This window comes from Ruegeria sp. BHSB196, assembly GCF_059613135.1.
Window position 1 is genome coordinate 37,258 of the sequence record NZ_JBXWRY010000012.1, and the last position, 19,307, is coordinate 56,564.

Sequence of the window (19,307 nt, forward strand, 5' to 3'; positions counted from 1 at the left end):
AGCGATTTTCGCCCGACACCGGGCAACAGCAGGTTGCGCAACCGTCGGGCCAACGTATCCTTTGCCGGGATTGTTTCCTTGGAGGGGTTGGACATGCCGGTCGATGCGGATCGATTCCTGGCGGATTTGCACGCCCTGCTGCGTTTCGGTGCGTCCGGTGTTGGCAAGGGCGTGGTGCGCCCAGCCTATTCCGAAGCCGACCTGACCGCGCGCAGATGGCTGGCCGGACGCATGGAGGAGGCCGGTCTTAGGCCCCATTTCGACCCGGTCGGCAACCTGTTCGGCCTGGCCGAGGGGAAATCCCTGCTGCTCGGATCGCATTCGGACAGCCAGCCCGAAGGCGGCTGGCTTGACGGCGCCCTCGGCGTGATCGCCGCTCTGGAACTGGCCCGGTCGCTGGATCGGCCGGTCTCGGTTGTGAGCTTTCAGGACGAGGAAGGCCGGTTCGGCGTGACCACGGGTTCGGCGATCTGGTCGGGCGACTTGTCCCTGGAGGAAGCGGACGCACTGACCGATTCCACCGGAACGCCCTTTGGGACCGCGCGGGCGGCCATGAAGCATTTGGCAGGCGCAGTCGTGGATCCGGCGCAATTCACCGGATTCATCGAAATGCACATCGAACAGGGGCCGTCGCTGGAGGCCGCAGGCGCGCAAATCGGCGTCGTTACCGACATCGTAGGAATTCGCGATATGAAGATCACCTTCACAGGCCAGCAAAACCATGCGGGGACGACGCCGATGCGACTGCGCCGCGATGCCTTTCAGGGCCTGTCACTCTTCAATCAGCGAATCAATGCGCGCTTTGCCGATGTGGTCGCACCGCGCACGGTCTGGACCGTCGGCCATGTCGCCCTGCATCCCAACGCCGCGTCCATCGTGCCCGGCAGGGCGCAGTTCTCGATGCAATGGCGGGACGCCGACCCGGATCGTCTGGGGCGGATGGAGGAGATCGTGCGCCAAACTGCCGAGGAGGTCGCCGCCGAACTGGGCCTGACCCTCGGTTTCGGGCCGTTGCTGGGGCTGGAACCGGTTGAAATGGACCCAGCTTTGCGGGCGGCGCTGGAAAGCGCGGCCGACGCGGTAGCACCGGGCCGCTGGCGCCGGATGCCCTCGGGAGCCTTGCACGACGCAACCAATGTGTCGCGCCTGATGCCAGTCGCGATGCTGTTCGTGCCTTCGATCGGCGGGCTCAGCCACGACTTTGCGGAGGATACCAGCGAGGCCGATCTGGTCGCGGGTCTGAGGGTTTTGGAACATGCCGTTTCGGCATTGCCGTGAGTTCCACCCGCCTGCGCCGCTCAGCGCCAGGACACATCCCCCAAAAAGATGTAGCCGGCACCATAGATGGTCTTGATCAGGCGGGGGTTCTTTGGATCTTCGCCGAGTTTGGTGCGCAGGCGCGAGATGCGGACATCCATTGCACGGTCGAAACTCTCGCCGGCGCCGCCGCCCAGCATTTCCTGCATCTGCGCCCTGCTGATGAGCCGTTTCGGGCTTTCCAGAAACAGGCGCAGAACCTCACCTTCCGCATGGCTGAACGGGGTTTCGTTGCCCGCCTCGTCCTCCAGGAGATAGCTGTCGAAATGCGCGGTCCATCCGTTGAAGCGGGCCGTATTGCCGCTTTGCTGGGTGGGGCTGCGCGGCGACCGCAGGCGGGCGCGGATGCGGGCGACGACCTCGGCCGGGTCGAAAGGCTTGGTGATATAGTCGTCGGCCCCCAGTTCCAGCCCCGTCACCCGGTCCTGCACCTGGGCGCGGCCCGAGATGATGATCACCGCCGCCCCCTGTTCCAGCGCCAGCCGATGAACCAGCGCCAGACCGTCTGTGTCCGGCAGCGACAGGTCCACCAGGCAGACATCCGGCGTGACCCGCTTGAGCGAGGCTTCAAACTCGCGGGCGCGCGAAAAGCTCTGCGTGCGAAACCCGGCATCTTCCAGCGCCTCGGTCAGAATCTGCCGGATCTCGGGTTCGTCGTCGAGAATTGTCACCAAAGGTTGGGTCATCAGGCGGCCTCGGTGCGGATCAGGGCGGAAAGCTGTGCGCGGGAAAAGGGTTTGCGCAACACCGGCCGCAGCGCAAGGGCTTCGCGGTGCAGCGGATCGGAAAGCGGCAGCGAGGTCATCAGGATGCAGGGAAGGTCGGGCTTAAGGCGCTTCACGAGGTCGATGCCGGTGCCAGTTCCCTCCAGCTTGATGTCGGACAGCACCAGCGAGATGTCCTCAAGATCCGCGGTCAGGGCGCAGGCTTCGTCCACCGAGGTCGCTTCGATCACCGACAAGCCGAGATCGACCAGCATATCGCGGAACTGGCTTCGCAGATCGTCGCTGTCCTCGACCAGGAGCGCCAGCCCGCCCCGTGCCTGAGGGGCGGGACGATAGGGCAGACGCAGGACGACCGCCGCGCCGGACGGTGAATTGCGCAATTGCAGATCGCCGCCCGCAAGCTTGACCATGTCATAGACCATCGGCAGACCCAGACCCGAGCCCTCGCTGCCCTTGGTGGTGAAGAAAGGATTCAACGCCTTGTCCAGCGCCTCGGGCGAAAACCCCGGTCCGGTGTCGGTCACGGTGATCTCGATCCAGATGTTGCCGATCGCGTGGGCGCTGATCGTGATCTGTCCCGAGGCCCCACAGGCATCCCGCGCGTTCAGGACGAGATTCAACAACGCGTCCTGCAGCATGCCCGGGTCGAGCATCAGCGCCTCGTCCGGCAGGGTGTTGACGACCGACAACCCGACCCCGCGTGGCAGCGATGGCGAGGCGAGGATCTTCATGTCTTCCAGCAGGGCGCGCATGTCGGTGGCCTGCGGGTGCAGCGTCCGGTTGCCGGTCATGTCGGCGATGCGGTTCAACAGCTGGCCGCCCCGCCGCGCGGTCTGCTGGGTGGCGGCGACGAGTTCGGCCGCCCCTTCCGGCAGGTCCATCTTTTCCAGCTTGCCCTGCATTCCAAGAATGATGGTCAGGAGGTTGGAGAAGTCGTGTGCCAGCCCGCTGGTCATCTGGGCCGCCATCGCGCGACGCCGCGACTGCTGCAATGCGACCCGCGCCTGCGTTTCCTCGGTCACGTCCATCGACAGGATATAGACGCCGCCCTCCTGATCCGGCGTGAACGAAACCCGGATGCGGCGCTGATCGTGGTCCTCGGTGAATTCGAACACCGATGTTCGCCCGGCATAGGCCCGTTGCAGGTGCGGGGCCACGCGGGCAAAGGCGGTGGGACCAAGGGCGTCCGAGATGTGCAGGCCCAGAATCTCCGAAGGCCGCCCCGGCATGACCGCGCTCAGCCGCCGGTTGGAATAGGTGTAATGCCCGGTCGCATCCACATGCGCGATATGCGCGGGCATCATTTCGGTGGTCAGGCGCGTACGCGACTCGATCTCGGTCAACTGCCGCTTGGCCTCTTCCAGCGCCGAGTTGGTCGCGGCCAGTTCGCGGTTGGTGGCCGACAACTCCTCGGCATGGGTCAGCAGCTGATCGGACAGTTCTTCGGACCGGGAACGCAGCATCTCTTCGACCCGCTTGGTTCGGGTGATGTCCGTATAGACCGCAACCCACCCCCCCTGCGGCAGCGGCGCGCCTTCCACCGAGATCACCTGGCCGTTGGGACGGGTCCGCTCGATGTAATGCGGCTCGAAGGCGAGGGCCTGTTCGACCCGGCTCTGCACGATACGGTCGATATCCGTTTCCGGCTCATACTCGCCGTTTTCGGCCAGGAAGCGGATCGTTTCTGCGAAAGAGGCGCCGGGCTGCACGAGAGCATCGGGCAGTTCGAACATCTCCTGAAACCGCCGGTTGCTCAGCACCAGCCGCAATTGGCTGTCATAGATCGAAAGGGCCTGCCCGATCAGGTTCAGGCCGGCCGTCGTCATCGCCTTGATGCGCTGTTCGGAAATGCCCATCTGCAACCTCCACGGACCATATGCCTAGCACCGGAACAAACCGGGGAACAGTGGGTCCGAGGTCGCCGCCCCAAGGCGACCGGCGGAAATGTAACGCAAATCCACAGGCACCCCGATCTCTGTTACAATTCGTAAGATTTGGGAAAACATCAGGAAAAAGTTGACGCTCACCGTCGGTCACGTTCCTAATCGGGACAGAATCGCATGAGCGATCGTTTCCGGCCGCGTCCACGGCCGGGATGGGGAGGAGAGAAGACATTGGCTCAGACGCAGTCGGGCGCCGAGGGGTTGCATTCCCTTCCGGCGCTGCTTCATCGCAACGCGACACAGTTCGGGAACGCCCCGGCCTATCGGGAAAAGGAATTCGGAATCTGGCAGTGCTGGACCTGGGCCGAAGCCGCGAGGGAGGTCCGGGCAATCGCCTTGGGCTTTCTGGAACTCGGCGTCGAACCCGGCGACCACATCGCCATCATCGGCCGCAACCGTCCGGCGCATTACTGGTCGATGGTGGCGGCGCAGATGGTGGGCGCGGTGCCGGTGCCGCTCTATCAGGACTCGGTCGCCGAAGAGATGGCCTATGTCATGGAGCATTGCGGCGCGAAATACGTCGTCTGCGGCGATCAGGAACAGGTCGACAAGGTCATCGAGATCCAGGAAAACCTGCATCAGGTCAAGCACATCCTCTACACCGACAAGCGCGGGATGCGGAAATACGACCACTCCCAGATGAACGCACTCGAAGACCTCATGGCCGAAGGCCGCGCCGGTCATCAGCGGTTCGACGCCGAGCTGGACCGACGCATCGCACAGATAACCTATGACGACACCTGCGTGATGCTCTACACTTCGGGCACCACGGGCAAGCCCAAGGGCGTCGTTCTGTCGAACCGCAACGTGATCGAAAGCGCCAAGAATTCGGCCGAGTTCGATCACCTGACCCGCAACGAGGATATCCTCTCGTACCTGCCGATGGCGTGGGTGGGCGATTTCATCTTTTCCATCGGACAAGCCTATTGGTGCGGGTTCTGCGTGAACTGCCCCGAAAGCGCCGACACGATGATGACCGACCTGCGCGAGATCGGGCCGACCTATTTCTTTGCCCCGCCGCGCGTCTTCGAATCGCAGCTGACCAACGTCATGATCCGTATGGAGGATGCCGGCCGGTTCAAAAAGTGGATGTTCGACCATTTCATGGCCCACGCCAAGAAGGTCGGGGGCCGCATCCTCGACGGCAAACCGGTCGGAACCTTCGATCGGCTGAAATATGCGCTGGGCAACATCCTGGTCTATGGCCCGCTCAAGGATACCCTGGGCTACAGCCGGTTCCGGGTCGGATACACCGCCGGCGAGGCGATCGGACCCGAGATCTTCGATTTCTACCGCTCGCTGGGGATCAACCTCAAGCAGCTCTACGGCCAGACCGAGGCGACGGTGTTCATCACCGTGCAGCCCGATGGCGAAGTGCGGGCGGATACCGTCGGCGTTCCGGCGCCGGACGTCGAGATCCGGATCGACGACAACGGCGAGATCTACTATCGCTCGCCCGGCGTCTTCGTCGAGTATTTCAAGAACCCCGAATCCACCGCCTCGACCAAGGATGCCGAAGGCTGGGTGGCGACCGGCGATGCCGGTTTCATCGAGGAGGATTCAGGCCATCTGCGGATCATCGACCGCGCCAAGGACGTGGGCAAGATGGCCGATGGCTCGATGTTCGCGCCGAAATATGTCGAGAACAAGCTCAAGTTCTATCCCGACATTCTCGAAGCGGTTCTGTTCGGCAACGGCAAGGACCGCTGCGTCGCCTTCATCAACATCGACCTGACCGCCGTCGGCAACTGGGCCGAGCGCAACAACATCGCTTATGGGTCGTATCAGGAACTGGCGGGCCATCCCCGGGTGCTCGAAACCATCAGGAACCACGTGGAAGAGGTGAACAAGTCCGTGGCGGCCGATGACATGCTGTCGGGCTGCCAGGTGCACCGCTTCGTCGTCCTGCACAAGGAACTGGATGCCGATGACGGCGAAATCACCCGCACCCGAAAGGTTCGCCGCCGCTTCGTGGAAGAGAAGTACGAGGATATCATCACCGCGCTCTACGATGGGTCCGAGACCGTTTCGACCACGACCGAGGTGACTTACGAAGACGGGCGCAAAGGGTCGATCAGCGCGACGCTCAAGATCGTCGATGCGCCGGTCGTCCCGGTCGCACAGCACAAGGTGGCAGCGGAATGACGGACCTGCGCGCCGCGATCGGTCTGCAGCCGTCCCACCCAACTTCCGTTGTCCACGCAGTTCAGGGAGTCGCCGATGCTTGATGCATCCGAAGGATATGTCACCGAAGATGGCCGCAAGATCGGCGGCGTGGTGATGGAAATGAAGAACATCACCCTGCGGTTCGGCGGCGTGGTGGCGATCAAGGACATCTCGTTCGACATCCGCGAGGGTGAGATCCGCGCGATCATCGGCCCGAACGGCGCCGGCAAATCCTCGATGCTGAACGTGATCTCGGGCTTCTACGTTCCGCAGGAGGGCGAAGTCTGGTTCCGCGGAAAGAAACGTCCGCAGATGCGCCCCTATGAGGTGGCGCGCCAGGGAATCGCGCGCACCTTCCAGAACATCGCCCTGTTCGAGGGCATGAGCGTTCTGGACAACGTGATGACCGGGCGTCTCAACTACATGAAAACCAACATTTTCCAGCAGGCGCTGTGGAAGGGAAAGGCGGAAGCGGAAGAGACCGAGAACCGCGAGGCGGTCGAGAAGGTCATCGACTTTCTGGAAATCCAGCACATCCGCAAGACGCCGGTCGCGCGCCTGCCTTACGGTCTGAAAAAGCGGGTCGAACTGGCGCGCGCCCTGGCAGCCGAACCCAAGCTTCTGCTGCTGGACGAGCCCATGGCGGGCATGAACGTCGAAGAGAAGGAGGACATGAGCCGCTTCATCCTCGACGTGAACGACGAATTCGGCACCACCATCGCCCTGATCGAGCACGACATGGGCGTCGTCATGGACCTGAGCGATCGCGTTGTCGTGATGGACTATGGGCGCAAGATCGGTGACGGCACCCCGAGCGAGGTGCGCAACAATCAGGAAGTCATCGACGCCTATCTGGGAGTCAGCCATGACTGAGCACCTGACAGACATGAGGAGAGGCGGACATGCCTGATCAGTTGATTTTCGCGACAGAGGTCATCCTGAACGGCCTCATGGCCGGGGTGCTGTATGCGCTGGTCGCGCTGGGCTTTGTGCTGATCTACAAGGCCTCGGGCATCTTCAACTACGCCCAGGGCGTGATGGCCCTGTTCGCGGCGATGACGCTGGTGGGGATCATGAACGGGCAGGTGCCCTTTGCCCATCTGATCAACGCCACCTTCGGCACGCATGTCCACTATTTCGGCTGGAACGTTCCGGCGCTGCTGGCGATCCTTCTGACCATGGCCGTGATGGTGTTCCTGGCCTGGGCGGTGCAGCGGTTCGTCATGCGCCATCTGGTCGGGCAGGAACCGATCATCCTGTTCATGGCCACCATCGGCCTGGCCTATTTCCTGGAAGGCGTGGCCGACCTGATGTGGGGGTCCGAGATCAAGACGCTGGATGTGGGCCTGCCGCAGGGCATCAACCTGTGGATCGACGAAACCACCTTCAACATCTTCGGCTACGGCTTCTTCATCGACAATCTGGACATCGTGGCCACGATCATCGCCGCCTTGCTGGTGATCGCGCTGGTGGCCTTCAGCCAGTACACCAAGCAGGGCCGTGCCATGCGCGCCGTGGCCGACGATCACCAGGCCGCGCTGTCGGTCGGCATCTCGCTGAACTTCATCTGGATCATGGTCTGGTCGGTCGCGGGTTTCGTGGCGCTGGTCGCGGGCATCATGTGGGGCACCAAGTCGGGCGTACAGTTCTCGCTGTCGCTGATCGCGCTCAAGGCGCTGCCGGTGCTGATGCTGGGCGGGTTCACCTCGATCCCCGGTGCAATCGTGGGCGGTCTGATCATCGGCGTGGGTGAAAAGCTGTTCGAATTCGCAATCGGACCGATGGTCGGTGGCGCAACCGAGAACTGGTTCGCCTATGTGCTGGCGCTGATCTTCCTTGTGTTCAGGCCGCAAGGCCTGTTCGGAGAGAAGATCATCGAGAGGGTGTGAGCGGTGCAAAAGCTGATCGCCATCATCAACGTGATCGCGTGGGCGGGGTTCTGGGCCTTTGGCTACATCGCCATCACCGCCGAAGGTCTGACCGAGAGTCAGTTGGTGATCGCGGCCCTGCTGGCCTTTGCGGGGCTGGTGACCGGCGTTGCCGCCTACGTGAGACTGGTGCGGGCCTCCGAGGCGAGCGGCTACGCCAAATCATCGAAACAACTGGATGCCGCGACCCGGAACCGGGCGCAGGAAGAATGGGGAAAGTGAGCCATGTTCTATCGTGAAGCCGGAGATTTCAAAGTCTCCTATCAGGACGACAGCCAGACCTTCCCGATCAAGTTCGACCGGTACCGGTATTACGTCGTGCTGGCGGTGGCGTTCGGCATCATTCCGTTCTTCATCAACGACTATTGGGCCAACGCGCTGCTGCTGCCGTTCCTGATCTACGCCATCGCGGCGATCGGCCTGAACATCCTCGTGGGGTATTGCGGTCAGGTCAGCCTGGGCACCGGCGGATTCATGGCGGTCGGTGCCTATTCCTGCTACAAGCTGATGACCGCCTTTCCCGATGTCAGCATGTTCATTCACGTGATCCTTGCGGGGGTCATCACCGCGCTGGTCGGTGTGCTGTTCGGCCTGCCCAGCCTGCGGATCAAGGGCTTCTACCTGGCGGTGGCAACGCTGGCGGCGCAGTTCTTTCTGGTGTGGCTGTTCAACCGGGTGCCGTGGTTCTACAACTACTCGGCATCGGGCCAGATCAACGCGCCCGAACGGGATGTGTTCGGCATCATCATCACCGGCCCGAACGCGCCGGCCTGGGCCACCTATCTGTTCTGCCTGATCTTCCTGACCGTCAGCGCGATCATCGCCCGCAACCTGACCCGCGGCACGGTCGGGCGCACCTGGATGGCGATCCGCGACATGGACATCGCCGCCGAAATCATCGGCGTCAATCCGCTGAAGGCCAAGATGAGCGCCTTTGCCGTCAGCTCGTTTTTCGTGGGCGTGTCGGGCGCGCTGTTCTTCGCCGTCTATCTGGGCGCTGTCGAGGTCGGCGAGGCGTTTGGCATCCAGAAATCGTTCCTGGTGCTGTTCATGGTGATCATTGGCGGTCTGGGCTCGATATTCGGCTCCTTTGCCGGCGCCGCGTTCCTGGTGCTGCTGCCGGTGGTGCTCAAGGTCGTGGGCGCCGACATGCTGGGCTGGCCCACCGACATCGTGGCGCATTTGCAGCTGGTGATCGTCGGGGCGCTGATCATCCTGTTCCTGATCCTGGAACCGCACGGATTGGCGCAGCTATGGCGCGTCGCGAAGGAGAAACTGAGACTTTGGCCCTTCCCGTATTGATGAGGGGCATGGCGGGCTGAGCCCCGTTCTACGGATGGCCCCGGCCGGACTTGCGGGGCGGCAACATCGGACAAAACCAAGGGAGGAGAAACCCGATGAAAATCAAACTGGCAACCGTGGCGCTGAGCGCCCTGATGGCCGCAGGGCCGGCGATGGCCGACCTGGTGTTTCCGTCGCTAAGCTACCGGACCGGCCCCTACGCCGCAGGCGGCATTCCGTTCGCGGATGGCTATGCCGACTATTTCACCCTGCTCAATGAGCGCGATGGCGGCATCGGCGGTGTCCCAATCAAGGTGGTCGAGTGCGAAACCGGCTACAACACCGAAAAGGGCGTCGAGTGCTACGAGTCCACCAAGGGTGAAGGTGCGTTGGTGTACCAGCCTCTCTCGACCGGGATCACCTACCAGCTGATTCCAAAAGCCACGGCCGACGATATCCCGATCCACTCGATGGGTTACGGCCGGACCTCGGCCAAGAACGGCAAGGTATTCAGCCACGTCTTCAACTATCCCGCCAACTACTGGGATGGCGCTTCGGGCGCGATCAACTATCTGCTGGACGAGAATGGCGGCGACCTGAGCGGCAAGAAGATCGCGCTGGTCTATCACAACTCGGCTTATGGCAAGGAACCGATCCGGACGCTGGAAGAGCTGTCCAAGAAGCACGGGTTCGAACTCGTCGCCCTGCCGGTCGATCATCCGGGCCAGGAGCAGAAGTCGCAGTGGCTGCAAATCCGCCGTGACAAGCCCGACTATGTCCTGATGTGGGGTTGGGGCGTCATGAACCAGGTTGCGGTGCAGGAAGCCGCAAACATCCGCTTCCCGATGGAGAACTTCATCGGCATCTGGTGGTCGGGCGCCGAACATGACGTGATGCCTGCCGGCGAAGCCGCCAATGGCTACAAGGCGCTGACCTTCCACAATGTGGGCACGGATTTCCCGCTGTTCGAAGACCTTCAGAAACACGTCATCGACGCCGGCAAGGCCGCCGGTGCCGGCGATCAGGTGGGTACGGTGCTGTACAACCGTGGTCTCTACGCCGCCATGCTGGCCGCCGAAGCCGCCAAGAAGGCCCAGGAAATCCATGGAACTGCCGACATCACGGCAGGCCAGATGCGTGACGGCATGGAAGCCCTGGAGATCACCGAAGCGAAGATGGCCGAGCTTGGCCTGCCGAACTTCGGCCCGGCCTTCTCGGTCAGCTGCGAGAACCACGGCGGCGACGCTTTGGTGGGTGTGACCCAGTGGGATGCCGCCAACAAGACCTGGTCGCTGATCTCGGACTTCAAACCGACCGATGGCGACGTGATCGGCCCGCTGATCGAGGAAGACTCGGCGGCTTACGCGGCTGAAAACAACATCGAGCCGCGCTGCAACTGATGCGGCTCTGCCTCGGTCTCGGGCCGGGGCATTCACAGAACGGGGCGGCGGCAGGCCCGCCGCCCCAACCCGGACAAGTCCCGGTTGCGGGACAGGCATGAGGACACGCGCTGATGCTGGATGCGGCAACAACCACCGATGTGCAGGCCGAAACCCTGCTCGAGGTCAACAATATCGAGGTGATCTACAACCACGTGATCCTCGTGCTCAAGGGCGTCAGCCTGACCGTTCCCAAGGGCGGGATCACCGCGCTGCTTGGCGGCAACGGCGCGGGCAAGACCACCACGCTCAAGGCGGTGTCGAACCTGCTGCATTCCGAACGCGGCGAAGTCACCAAAGGAACGATCAAATACCGCGGTGAGGCGATCCACGAAAGCGACCCGGCCGATCTGGTGGAAAAGGGCGTCATCCAGGTCATGGAAGGGCGGCATTGCTTTGAACATCTGACCGTCGAGGAAAACCTGCTGACCGGCGCCTATACCCGCAAGGATGGCAGCGCCAGGATCCAGCAGGATCTGGAACTGGTCTACAGCTATTTCCCCCGCCTGAAGGAGCGCCGCCGCAGCCAGGCCGGCTATACCTCGGGCGGCGAGCAGCAGATGCTGGCGATGGGCCGGGCGCTGATGTCGCGGCCGGAAACCATTCTGCTGGACGAACCGTCGATGGGCCTCGCGCCCCAATTGGTCGAAGAGATCTTCACCATCGTGAAAGACCTCAACGAAAAGGAAGGCGTGTCCTTCCTGTTGGCGGAACAGAACACCAACGTGGCGCTGCGCTTTGCCCATTACGGCTACATCCTGGAATCGGGCCGCGTCGTGATGGACGGCCCCGCCGCCGAACTGCGCGAGAACCCGGACGTGAAGGAATTCTATCTCGGCATGTCCGAGGAAGGTCGCAAAAGCTTTCGCGACGTGCGGTCCTACCGCCGCCGCAAGAGGTGGCTGTGAGGCATCAGGCGTGTTGGGTTTCCGCTTTCATCTCGGCAATCCGCTCCAGCGCCTCGTCGCGCGAGTTCCGGATGTTGGGACGAAACTCCTGAGTTTCGGCGCGCAGGCGGATGTCGGCTTCGGTTTCGGAGCCGGCCGCGAAGCGCACCGAACCGAGCGAGAACGCCGTGTTCAGTTTCTTGCCGCGATGCGCGTATTGCACCCAGGCGGCCGGAAGGATCTGACAGCCGTTGAGATTGACCAGAAAGTACCACTTTCGACCAGTCTCCTGAATGCGCTCCTCGATGTAGTCATAAAACTCGTTCACGTCGCGCGAGTGGTGAAAGACGAAATGCGAAAAATCCGCCTCCATGATCCCCGCATCGGCATCAAACGAGATTCTGCGCACAAAATCGCTCAGGACGTAGTTCGGATCGTGCTGAACGCGCCTGCGGCGTTTGCTGGGCAGTTCAGCGATTCGCTCCAGCGCCTCGTCCCGGCTGGCAAAGAGATTCGGATCGAAGGCTTCGGTATTGGCCGCGCGTTGGATCTGTTTGCGCGTTTCGTCCGAGGCATCGTAGCGCACCGAACCCATCGAATGCGCCAGGTTGAGCGCCTTTCCACGGCGGGAATAGGCCACCCAAGCTTCGGGGTCGATCCGGGTGCCCTTGAGATTTACAAGAAAAAACCATTTCTCTTCACCGGTTTGCGCGATGCGTTCTTCCAGCTGGTCGTAGAAACGGTTCACGGTTTCCGAATTGTCGAAATGAAAGTCCGAAAAATCCGCTTCCATGGTTTGCAGGTCGTCAAGAAAGGCGATCCTGCCGTCCAATTCCGCGGTCTCAATATCTGTCACGGTTCCGTCCTTTCCAATGGCGGTCAGATGTATCGGTATGCAATTGCATACGAACATGTGCCCCAACGTAACCTCATTCTCAATCAGGCAAGCTGTCGCGCCCCGCGCGGCGCATGGAGGGTTCATCCATGACACAGCATTTCGATGCGCTCGAAACCCGTTCAGCCGACGAACGCGCTGCAGATCTCGCCAAGCAGTTGCCACAGCAGATCGCCCGCGCCCGGCAGACCGCCGGGTTCGCGGCGCTGCTGGCCGAAGTTGACCCCCAAGCGATCACCTCGCCCGAGGCCCTTGCGGACCTGCCAGTTCTGCGCAAATCCGAGTTGAGCCGCGCGCAGGCCGAACACCCGCCCTTTGGCGGCTTCACGGTGAAACCCGCGCAGGGCTTTGCCCATGTGTTCCAGTCGCCGGGTCCGATCTATGAACCCGGCGGTGTCGAACACGACTGGTGGCGAATGGGCCGGTTTCTGCACGCGGCCGGCATTGGCAAAAGCGACATCGTCCAGAACTGCTTTGGCTATCATCTGACGCCGGCCGGAATGATCTTTGAAAACGGTGCCCGTGCGGTGGGCGCAGCCGTTCTGCCGGCAGGCACCGGCCAGACCGAGTTGCAGGTCACGGCGGCCCGCGATGTAGGCTGCACCGCCTATGCCGGGACGCCGGACTACCTTAAGGTGATCCTCGACAAGGCCGACGAGATGGGCGTTCATCTCAAGTTTTCCAAGGCCGCCGTCGGCGGCGGCGCCCTGTTCCCCAGCCTGCGCCAGGAATACGCCGACCGAGGCATCACCTGCCTGCAAAGCTATGCAACGGCCGACCTGGGCAACATCGCCTATGAAAGCGCCGCGATGGAAGGCATGATCGTGGACGAGCATGTGATCGTCGAGATCGTCACGCCCGGCACCGGAACGCCGGTGGCGCCCGGCGAGGTGGGTGAGGTAGTCGTGACCTCCCTGAACCCGGACTACCCGCTCATCCGCTTTGCCACCGGCGATCTGTCGGCGGTGCTGCCCGGCCAGTCGCCTTGCGGCCGCACCAACATGCGGATCAGGGGATGGATGGGGCGCGCCGATCAGACCACCAAGATCAAGGGCATGTTCGTGCGTCCCGAACAGGTCGCCGCCCTGGTCGAAAAACACGCCGAAATCGTCAAGGCCCGCGTCATCGCCACTCGGGACGGCGAGATGGATGCGATGACAGTCAAGATCGAAAGCCCCTGCGCCGACAGCAGTGCCTACGCAAAGTCCGTGGTCGAGGTTCTGAAACTGAAGGGGGCCATCGAGGTCGTGGCACCGGGCAGCCTGCCCAAGGATGGGTTGGTGATCGAGGATCAGCGGGTCTACGACTAGATTTCCGACGACACCGGCGCAAAGACCTCAACCGGCTGCGGGACGCCCTTGACGGCATGCGATCCGCAGCTTCGGTACGGCCGGTCGGAAAGGTCGGCGACCTCGGCCGAGACCAGGACGGCTTCGTTCAACGGGCGGCACAGACCTTCCAACCGACTGACCAGGTTGACCGACGACCCGATCACCGTGAAATCCAGCCGGGTTTGACCTCCGATGTTGCCGTAAAAGACCTCGCCCAGATGCAGTGCAATACCGGCTTGCAGCGCGTCGGGCCAGCCCGGCGCACGGGTTTCGCGTTGGAAGTCGTCAACCGCGCTTTCGGCGTTGTGCACTGCGTCCGAAGCTTCGCGTTCGACCGGGAAGATGCCCAGAACGGCGTCGCCGATGAATTTCAACACTTCGCCGCCGTTGTCCGAAATCGCGCGGGTCACTGCTTCGAAACACCGGTTCAGCAGGGCGATCACCTGATCTGGCGGCAGATCGGACGCCAAACGGGTGAAGGACCGGATGTCGCTCATCCAGATCACGGCCCGAATCGTGTCGCCGTCGCCGCGGTGGATCTGGCCGTCGAGCACCCGCATCCCCGCACGCTCTCCGACAAACGTGTTCATGAGGGTGGCCGCCAGAGACCGCTGGACGTGATGTTCGACCGCCGCCGCAACGGCCGGCACAAGGTCGTTCATCAGCGCGAGATCGGCGTTCGAAAACCCATTGCGCGACCGCGTTTGAACGGTGAACGCCTTGAAACTGCCATCGGCGAAGGGCAGCGGAAAGGTCACGTAGTGAACGAAACCCGCATCGCGCAATTCCGGCCCGACATCGAAACGCGTCACGTGTGCCGGATCGTCGAGCCGCCAATCGGTTCCCAGACCCTGCGTATAGATCGGATACATCGGGCTGTTGCGCAGTTTCTCAAGGCCGGAGGCGTCCCAGATCAGCTCGTTTTGCTCGGCCCCCTCGTCAGGGGTCCAGATCGCAAAGCAGGACCGCGCGATCGGGTGCATGAGCGGCGCCCCGACCGTTGCCCGATCAATCGGCAACCCAGACTGGGCGAGCATCGGGCAGAACCCATCCAGAAGCGTGGCGATGTTCCTGCCGGACCGGCCCTTGGTCAGCAACCAGTGCGTCAATCCGCTCAAGTCGTTCCGTGTCTGCATGATGTCACCATAATCCACCCTTGCAGCAGCGGAATAGCCGGGAGTTCACCCGGATTTCCGGGTCTTCCCGCTGGTATTTCCGAGTTGTTTGGTCGATTAAGGGCAGGACATCCAATCGACGTGCACTGATCGGACGCATGGCAGAGATCGAATATGCAGAACATGGCGCTCGCCACCGGAACGCGCTGGGCACGCGGGTGTTGGGCGGTGTGGCCTATGCGATTGCCGCGGCCTGCCTGCTGCCGATGGTGGCGGTCGCGCTGGCGGCGGTCACGGGCGGAACGGACACGATCTCGCACCTGATCGACACGGTTTTGCCGCGTTATGCCCTGACGACGGCGATCCTCGTCTCGTTGGTATCGGTCGGAACCTTCTGCATCGGCGTCGGCTCCGCATGGCTCGTCACAATGACACGGTTTCCCGGTGTGCGGCTGCTGGAAATCGCCCTGGTCCTGCCATTGGCCTTCCCGGCCTATGTGCTGGCCTATGCCTACACCTTCGTTCTGGATCATCCGGGTGTCGTCCAGGCCACGCTCAGGCAGGTGACGGGCTGGGGGCCGCGCGACTACTGGTTCCCCGAGATCCGTTCCACCGAAGGTGCGGCGGCCATGCTGATCCTCGTGCTTTATCCTTATGTCTATCTGCTGGCCCGGGCCGCGTTCCTGCAACAAAGCGCGACCGCATTTCTCGCCGCGCGGGCGCTCGGGTCAAGCCCCTGGGCTGCCTTTTGGCGGGTCTCGCTGCCCATGGCCCGGCCCGCCATTGCCGGCGGGGTGCTGCTGGCCGTGATGGAGACCATCGCCGATTTCGGAACCGTCGCCTATTTCGGCGTCCAGACCTTTGCCACCGGCATCTATACAAGCTGGTTCTCCATGGCCGACCGGGCGGCGGCGGCGCAATTGGCGCTCTGCCTGCTGGGTTTTGCCCTGGTGCTGGCCGTGACCGAACGCACACAGCGCGGCAAGGCAAAATACTATCAGGCCGGCAAGCGCCACGTCGCCATGCCCGCCGCCCAACTCACGGGTTGGCAGGCGGTCGCCGCCATCGTGCTGTGCGCCATTCCGGTTGTCCTGGGTTTCCTGTTGCCCGTCGTGATCCTTTTGCAGATGGGGCTGGACTCCGAACAGACCCTGCTGTCCCGGCGGTATGCCGGTTTCGTCCGCAACTCCCTCATACTCGCCGGAACCGCAGCCGTCGTGACCGTTTGCGCGGCGGTCTGCATCGGCTTCTTCCAGCGCCTGAAACCAGGGCGGAGCGCGGCATCCGCCGCCTATCTGGCGCGATTGGGGTACGCCGTGCCCGGTGGCGTGATCGCCGTCGGCCTGATGGTACCGTTCGCCAGCCTCGACAACGCCCTCGACGCCTGGATGCGCGAGACATTCGGGATCTCGACCGGCTTGCTCGTCACCGGTTCCATCTGGTTGCTGGTCGCGGCCTACATGGTCCGTTTCCTGGCCGCGGCGCTGAGCGCCTATGACGGCGGGCAAAGCACCGTGCACGCCAACATGGATGCCGCGGCCCGATCATTGGGCCAGACGCCGCTGGGAACGCTGCGGCGGGTTCACTTGCCGATTCTCACACCGTCGCTGCTGACCGCGCTGCTGATCGTCTTCGTGGACGTGATGAAGGAACTGCCCGCGACGCTGATCATGCGACCCTTCAACTTTGACACGCTGGCGGTTCAGGCGTACCGGCTTGCCTCCGACGAACGTCTGGAAGGAGCGGCGGTGCCGTCGCTGGTGATCCTCGCCGTGGGGCTTCTGCCGGTGATCCTGATCTGCCGGCAGGTCGGGCGAAAGCACTAGCCACGCAAACCGGCGCCCGTGGTCAGATCTCCTTGATCCGGTCGGCGCGCAACGGACAGGCGAGATAGACGCCGAACTCCTTGCCGATATCGGCGCTGACCCGCGCGTGAACCCGCCCCTGCCGGTCCAGAAACCGCTGGCTGTCTTCGACCGGAAAGATGCCTTCGTGCCAGATCCCCGGATGAATATAGAGTCCGCGCGACCCGTCGCACCAGAAGGCCACCACCTTGTCCGGCGTCAGGTTGTCTCCCGGCAGGGCCGCGGGGATGACGAAGGGCTTGCGGTCGAGCGGAAAGAAAAGCTGGCCACCGTCCGGATGGTAGTTCATGTGCCACAACAAGACCTGATCCCGCGGGGCGGTTTGCCTGTCGGCCTGCGCCTGCTGTGGATCGGTGGCCCAGCCCAGAACGTAGTGGCCGTTCACCGCCTCGTTTTCGCCGTACAGCACATCGCCTTTCCAGTCGCCGCGAAAGGTGCCCTCGACCCAGCCGCCTTCATCGCCTGTCCCCTCGTCCACCGGGCGCCACCCTTGCTGCGGCCAGCGCACGATTTCGATTTCGAAACCTTCGGGATCGTCGACCAGACATCCGTAACCCCTGACCGACTCGTCCGTGGCCCGGATCAGAGGCACCTCGTGCCAGGGCAAGGACGGTTTCGAGCTGGCTTCAAAGATGTATTCCGGCGCGTTCACGATACGGCCTCCACATGCGCGTCCACCACCCTCTGCACCATCGGCGCGAAGTGATGGAAGTCTGGGGTTTTCATGTCGGCCCGCTTTCCCGCCTCGTCGAGATACCGGACCTGAACGATCTTTTCGAAGTTGGGGTTTTGTTCGAATGCCGCGACTTCCTCGGGGCTCATCGGCCCACCCTGCAGGTTCAGCGAGTGCACCGACGCCTCGGACAGCCGGTTGAAGTAATCCGGCCTTGTGGCGCAGAGGTAGCGTTTGGCGGCAACGTGGTAGAGCACGCAATCGGTGACGACCGACGGGAAGAAGGGCGCCAGAACCTCGGCGCCTGCATCCTCGTGGTGGCGATCTTCGGTATCGTCCATGGAGAAGGTGCCAAACTCGGACGTGAAATGCCCGATGTCGTGCAGCAACGCGGCGACGATGATTTCTTCGGGCATTCCGTTCTGTTCGGCGATGGTCGCGCCTTGCAGCATGTGCTGGGCCATCGTGACCGGCTCGCCCAGATACTCCTCGCCTCCCCGCCGGTCAAAGATGTCGGCCAGGAATGCAACGATGTTGTCCCGGGTCAGGGTCGAGAAATCCGGTTTCATTCCGCTGCCTCCTGTCGCGCCGTCTCCAAGACCGCAAGGGTCGAGAGCAGCCCGTCCTTGTCGGCATAGCACCCCTGCAGCCAGCGCGATCCAGCGCCGGAATAGCCGGTTCGGGCGTGCAGGACGCGGGTGTTGTCCACGATGAAGCTTTCGCCGGGTTCGAGCTTGAAGGACACGCCCATGGCCGGATCGTCAATGTACTCCCCGAACTGGCGATATGCCGCGTAGTAGGCGTCCATCCTGTCGAACGGAATGTCGACCAGAGGTGCGGACGAGCGGTTGTTGAACCGGATGGCCGTCAACTGACCGTCCGGTGACAGCTCGATCATCGGGCGGCGCGACCGCAGGCACACACCGTCCGACCCCTTGTACTCGAACCGCGCCGGATACCCGGACAGCAGCGCGAAGCCTTCGGGATTGTCCTGGCGCAACCGCTCGGCCGCACGGAAACCGTCCACCACGATCGAGTCGCCGCCCTCGGCAGAGTTCTCAAGACAATAGAGGATCTGCAGCGTCGGCACCGGGTCGCGATATGGATTGTCGGTGTGAGCCTGCAGCCCAAGCCCTGTATAGGCCAGGTTGGTCGGGTTCACTTCGGTGCGTACCTCGAAATACCGGCCATAGTTGGTTTCCCGGACATATCCGAACAGACTGGCAACCAAGAGCAGCGATTCAGACTTGACCGGGCCGCCGGTCAGCTTGGCAAAACCAAACTCGACCACCGCTGCAAGCCAGTCTCGCCTTGCCTCTGGGTTCGTTTGAACCGCGGACCAGTCTGCGGTGGGCGCCTGGATGCCGCGTTGCCATGTGGTGACGCCTGGGGCGGTCCATCCGGGCTCGTGCGCGTGATCGCGGTCATAGATGTGATCCGCCAGCCATACGGCGGGGTAAGTCACGGTCTTGTTCTCCGGTTGGAACGTCACCCGCAGGTCGCCGTTGCCTATTTCGGCGTTGCTTATGGCCAGATCGCGCGGAATGTCGGCAAGCGTGATCAGGCGCTGGCCATTGCCTGGCGCCCGGGTCTCCGGGTCCAATGCATTGTCCCGAAGCCAGATCGCATGGAAGCGGGCGCGCGCGCCCGAGGAAAACTCGACGGAAACAAGGGACGGGTCATAGGTGGCTTGGCGCAACATCGGGGGCTCCTGTTCGACCTGGCTCTTCTTGTGCACATAC

The 19,307-nt window shown here is 62.8% G+C and carries 17 protein-coding genes; 10 read left to right on the top strand and 7 right to left on the bottom strand.

Translation table 11 applies throughout. The features are described 5' to 3' along the window. Positions 1-93: 93 nt before the first annotated feature. Positions 94-1,278 carry a Zn-dependent hydrolase gene (locus AC2FNJ_RS08740; RefSeq protein WP_496763887.1) on the top strand — a complete coding sequence of 395 codons (1,185 nt, stop codon included), beginning with the start codon at positions 94-96 and terminating at the stop codon, positions 1,276-1,278. A gap of 20 nt (positions 1,279-1,298) precedes the next feature. Here the strand turns inward: AC2FNJ_RS08740 and AC2FNJ_RS08745 are convergent, their stop codons facing one another. Both AC2FNJ_RS08745 and AC2FNJ_RS08750 read right to left on the bottom strand, forming a co-directional pair. Next, positions 1,299-2,003 carry a response regulator transcription factor gene (locus tag AC2FNJ_RS08745; RefSeq protein ID WP_496763840.1) on the bottom strand — a complete coding sequence of 235 codons (705 nt, stop codon included), beginning with the start codon at positions 2,001-2,003 and terminating at the stop codon, positions 1,299-1,301. Then, positions 2,003-3,898 (bottom strand): PAS-domain containing protein, encoded by a 1,896-nt coding sequence (locus AC2FNJ_RS08750; protein WP_496763841.1) that lies wholly within the window; start codon positions 3,896-3,898, stop codon positions 2,003-2,005. Before AC2FNJ_RS08750 ends, AC2FNJ_RS08745 begins: the two co-directional genes overlap by 1 nt. 258 nt (positions 3,899-4,156) lie before the next feature. Here AC2FNJ_RS08750 and AC2FNJ_RS08755 point away from each other — a divergent pair, with 258 nt between their 5' ends. The 7 genes from AC2FNJ_RS08755 to AC2FNJ_RS08785 all read left to right on the top strand — a co-directional run bounded on the left by AC2FNJ_RS08755 (position 4,157) and on the right by AC2FNJ_RS08785 (position 11,707). Continuing rightward, positions 4,157-6,130 (top strand): AMP-binding protein, encoded by a 1,974-nt coding sequence (locus tag AC2FNJ_RS08755; RefSeq protein ID WP_496763842.1) that lies wholly within the window; start codon positions 4,157-4,159, stop codon positions 6,128-6,130. A 75-nt stretch (positions 6,131-6,205) separates the two neighbouring features. After that, the gene (locus tag AC2FNJ_RS08760) at positions 6,206-7,024 is read left to right on the top strand and encodes an ABC transporter ATP-binding protein (protein WP_496763843.1); all 819 of its coding nucleotides are present in this window, start codon (positions 6,206-6,208) and stop codon (positions 7,022-7,024) included. A gap of 29 nt (positions 7,025-7,053) precedes the next feature. Then, the gene (locus AC2FNJ_RS08765) at positions 7,054-8,040 is read left to right on the top strand and encodes a branched-chain amino acid ABC transporter permease (protein WP_496763844.1); all 987 of its coding nucleotides are present in this window, start codon (positions 7,054-7,056) and stop codon (positions 8,038-8,040) included. 3 nt (positions 8,041-8,043) lie between these two features. After that, on the top strand, positions 8,044-8,301 hold the full coding sequence (locus AC2FNJ_RS08770; RefSeq protein WP_496763845.1) for a hypothetical protein: 258 nt from the start codon (positions 8,044-8,046) through the stop codon (positions 8,299-8,301). Between the two features lie 3 nt (positions 8,302-8,304). After that, positions 8,305-9,381, top strand: coding sequence for a branched-chain amino acid ABC transporter permease (locus tag AC2FNJ_RS08775; RefSeq protein ID WP_496763846.1), 1,077 nt, complete (start codon positions 8,305-8,307; stop codon positions 9,379-9,381). Between the two features lie 95 nt (positions 9,382-9,476). After that, positions 9,477-10,760, top strand: coding sequence for an ABC transporter substrate-binding protein (locus tag AC2FNJ_RS08780; protein WP_496763847.1), 1,284 nt, complete (start codon positions 9,477-9,479; stop codon positions 10,758-10,760). Positions 10,761-10,873: 113 nt separating this feature from the next. Continuing rightward, positions 10,874-11,707 (top strand): ABC transporter ATP-binding protein, encoded by an 834-nt coding sequence (locus AC2FNJ_RS08785; RefSeq protein ID WP_496763848.1) that lies wholly within the window; start codon positions 10,874-10,876, stop codon positions 11,705-11,707. Positions 11,708-11,711: 4 nt separating this feature from the next. On the opposite strand, the gene AC2FNJ_RS08790 is transcribed toward AC2FNJ_RS08785, so the two are convergent. Continuing rightward, the gene (locus tag AC2FNJ_RS08790) at positions 11,712-12,542 is read right to left on the bottom strand and encodes a hypothetical protein (protein WP_496763849.1); all 831 of its coding nucleotides are present in this window, start codon (positions 12,540-12,542) and stop codon (positions 11,712-11,714) included. A gap of 128 nt (positions 12,543-12,670) precedes the next feature. Between AC2FNJ_RS08790 and AC2FNJ_RS08795 the strand changes: the two genes are divergently transcribed. Continuing rightward, positions 12,671-13,891, top strand: coding sequence for a phenylacetate--CoA ligase family protein (locus AC2FNJ_RS08795; protein WP_496763850.1), 1,221 nt, complete (start codon positions 12,671-12,673; stop codon positions 13,889-13,891). On the opposite strand, the gene AC2FNJ_RS08800 is transcribed toward AC2FNJ_RS08795, so the two are convergent. Further along, positions 13,888-15,048, bottom strand: a complete 1,161-nt coding sequence (locus AC2FNJ_RS08800; RefSeq protein WP_496763851.1) for an adenylate/guanylate cyclase domain-containing protein — start codon at positions 15,046-15,048, stop codon at positions 13,888-13,890. The genes AC2FNJ_RS08795 and AC2FNJ_RS08800 overlap by 4 nt on opposite strands. Before the next feature lie 137 nt (positions 15,049-15,185). Between AC2FNJ_RS08800 and AC2FNJ_RS08805 the strand changes: the two genes are divergently transcribed. After that, positions 15,186-16,853, top strand: coding sequence for an ABC transporter permease (locus AC2FNJ_RS08805; protein ID WP_496763852.1), 1,668 nt, complete (start codon positions 15,186-15,188; stop codon positions 16,851-16,853). 22 nt (positions 16,854-16,875) lie between these two features. Here the strand turns inward: AC2FNJ_RS08805 and AC2FNJ_RS08810 are convergent, their stop codons facing one another. The 3 genes from AC2FNJ_RS08810 to tmpA are packed head-to-tail and all read right to left on the bottom strand — an operon-like array spanning position 16,876 to position 19,267. Next, positions 16,876-17,544, bottom strand: coding sequence for an ureidoglycolate lyase (locus AC2FNJ_RS08810; protein ID WP_496763853.1), 669 nt, complete (start codon positions 17,542-17,544; stop codon positions 16,876-16,878). Next, the gene (tmpB, locus tag AC2FNJ_RS08815) at positions 17,541-18,134 is read right to left on the bottom strand and encodes a (R)-1-hydroxy-2-trimethylaminoethylphosphonate oxygenase (RefSeq protein ID WP_496763854.1); all 594 of its coding nucleotides are present in this window, start codon (positions 18,132-18,134) and stop codon (positions 17,541-17,543) included. The genes AC2FNJ_RS08810 and tmpB overlap by 4 nt, the downstream gene beginning before the upstream one ends. Continuing rightward, a complete protein-coding gene (tmpA, locus tag AC2FNJ_RS08820; protein ID WP_496763855.1) occupies positions 18,131-19,267 on the bottom strand; it encodes a 2-trimethylaminoethylphosphonate dioxygenase in 1,137 nt (378 codons plus the stop codon). The genes tmpB and tmpA overlap by 4 nt, the downstream gene beginning before the upstream one ends. Positions 19,268-19,307 lie beyond the last annotated feature (40 nt).

What these genes read in the sequence shown, in the direction of transcription:
- AC2FNJ_RS08745 (WP_496763840.1), bottom strand. Translation starts at nt 2,003, where the DNA reads ATGACCCAACCTTTGGTGACAATTCTCGACGACGAACCCGAGATCCGG.
- AC2FNJ_RS08780 (WP_496763847.1), top strand. Translation starts at nt 9,477, where the DNA reads ATGAAAATCAAACTGGCAACCGTGGCGCTGAGCGCCCTGATGGCCGCA.
- tmpA (WP_496763855.1), bottom strand. Translation starts at nt 19,267, where the DNA reads ATGTTGCGCCAAGCCACCTATGACCCGTCCCTTGTTTCCGTCGAGTTT.
- AC2FNJ_RS08795 (WP_496763850.1), top strand. Translation starts at nt 12,671, where the DNA reads ATGACACAGCATTTCGATGCGCTCGAAACCCGTTCAGCCGACGAACGC.
- AC2FNJ_RS08800 (WP_496763851.1), bottom strand. Translation starts at nt 15,048, where the DNA reads ATGCAGACACGGAACGACTTGAGCGGATTGACGCACTGGTTGCTGACC.
- AC2FNJ_RS08750 (WP_496763841.1), bottom strand. Translation starts at nt 3,898, where the DNA reads ATGGGCATTTCCGAACAGCGCATCAAGGCGATGACGACGGCCGGCCTG.
- AC2FNJ_RS08805 (WP_496763852.1), top strand. Translation starts at nt 15,186, where the DNA reads ATGGCAGAGATCGAATATGCAGAACATGGCGCTCGCCACCGGAACGCG.
- AC2FNJ_RS08775 (WP_496763846.1), top strand. Translation starts at nt 8,305, where the DNA reads ATGTTCTATCGTGAAGCCGGAGATTTCAAAGTCTCCTATCAGGACGAC.
- AC2FNJ_RS08785 (WP_496763848.1), top strand. Translation starts at nt 10,874, where the DNA reads ATGCTGGATGCGGCAACAACCACCGATGTGCAGGCCGAAACCCTGCTC.
- AC2FNJ_RS08760 (WP_496763843.1), top strand. Translation starts at nt 6,206, where the DNA reads ATGCTTGATGCATCCGAAGGATATGTCACCGAAGATGGCCGCAAGATC.
- AC2FNJ_RS08765 (WP_496763844.1), top strand. Translation starts at nt 7,054, where the DNA reads ATGCCTGATCAGTTGATTTTCGCGACAGAGGTCATCCTGAACGGCCTC.
- AC2FNJ_RS08740 (WP_496763887.1), top strand. Translation starts at nt 94, where the DNA reads ATGCCGGTCGATGCGGATCGATTCCTGGCGGATTTGCACGCCCTGCTG.
- tmpB (WP_496763854.1), bottom strand. Translation starts at nt 18,134, where the DNA reads ATGAAACCGGATTTCTCGACCCTGACCCGGGACAACATCGTTGCATTC.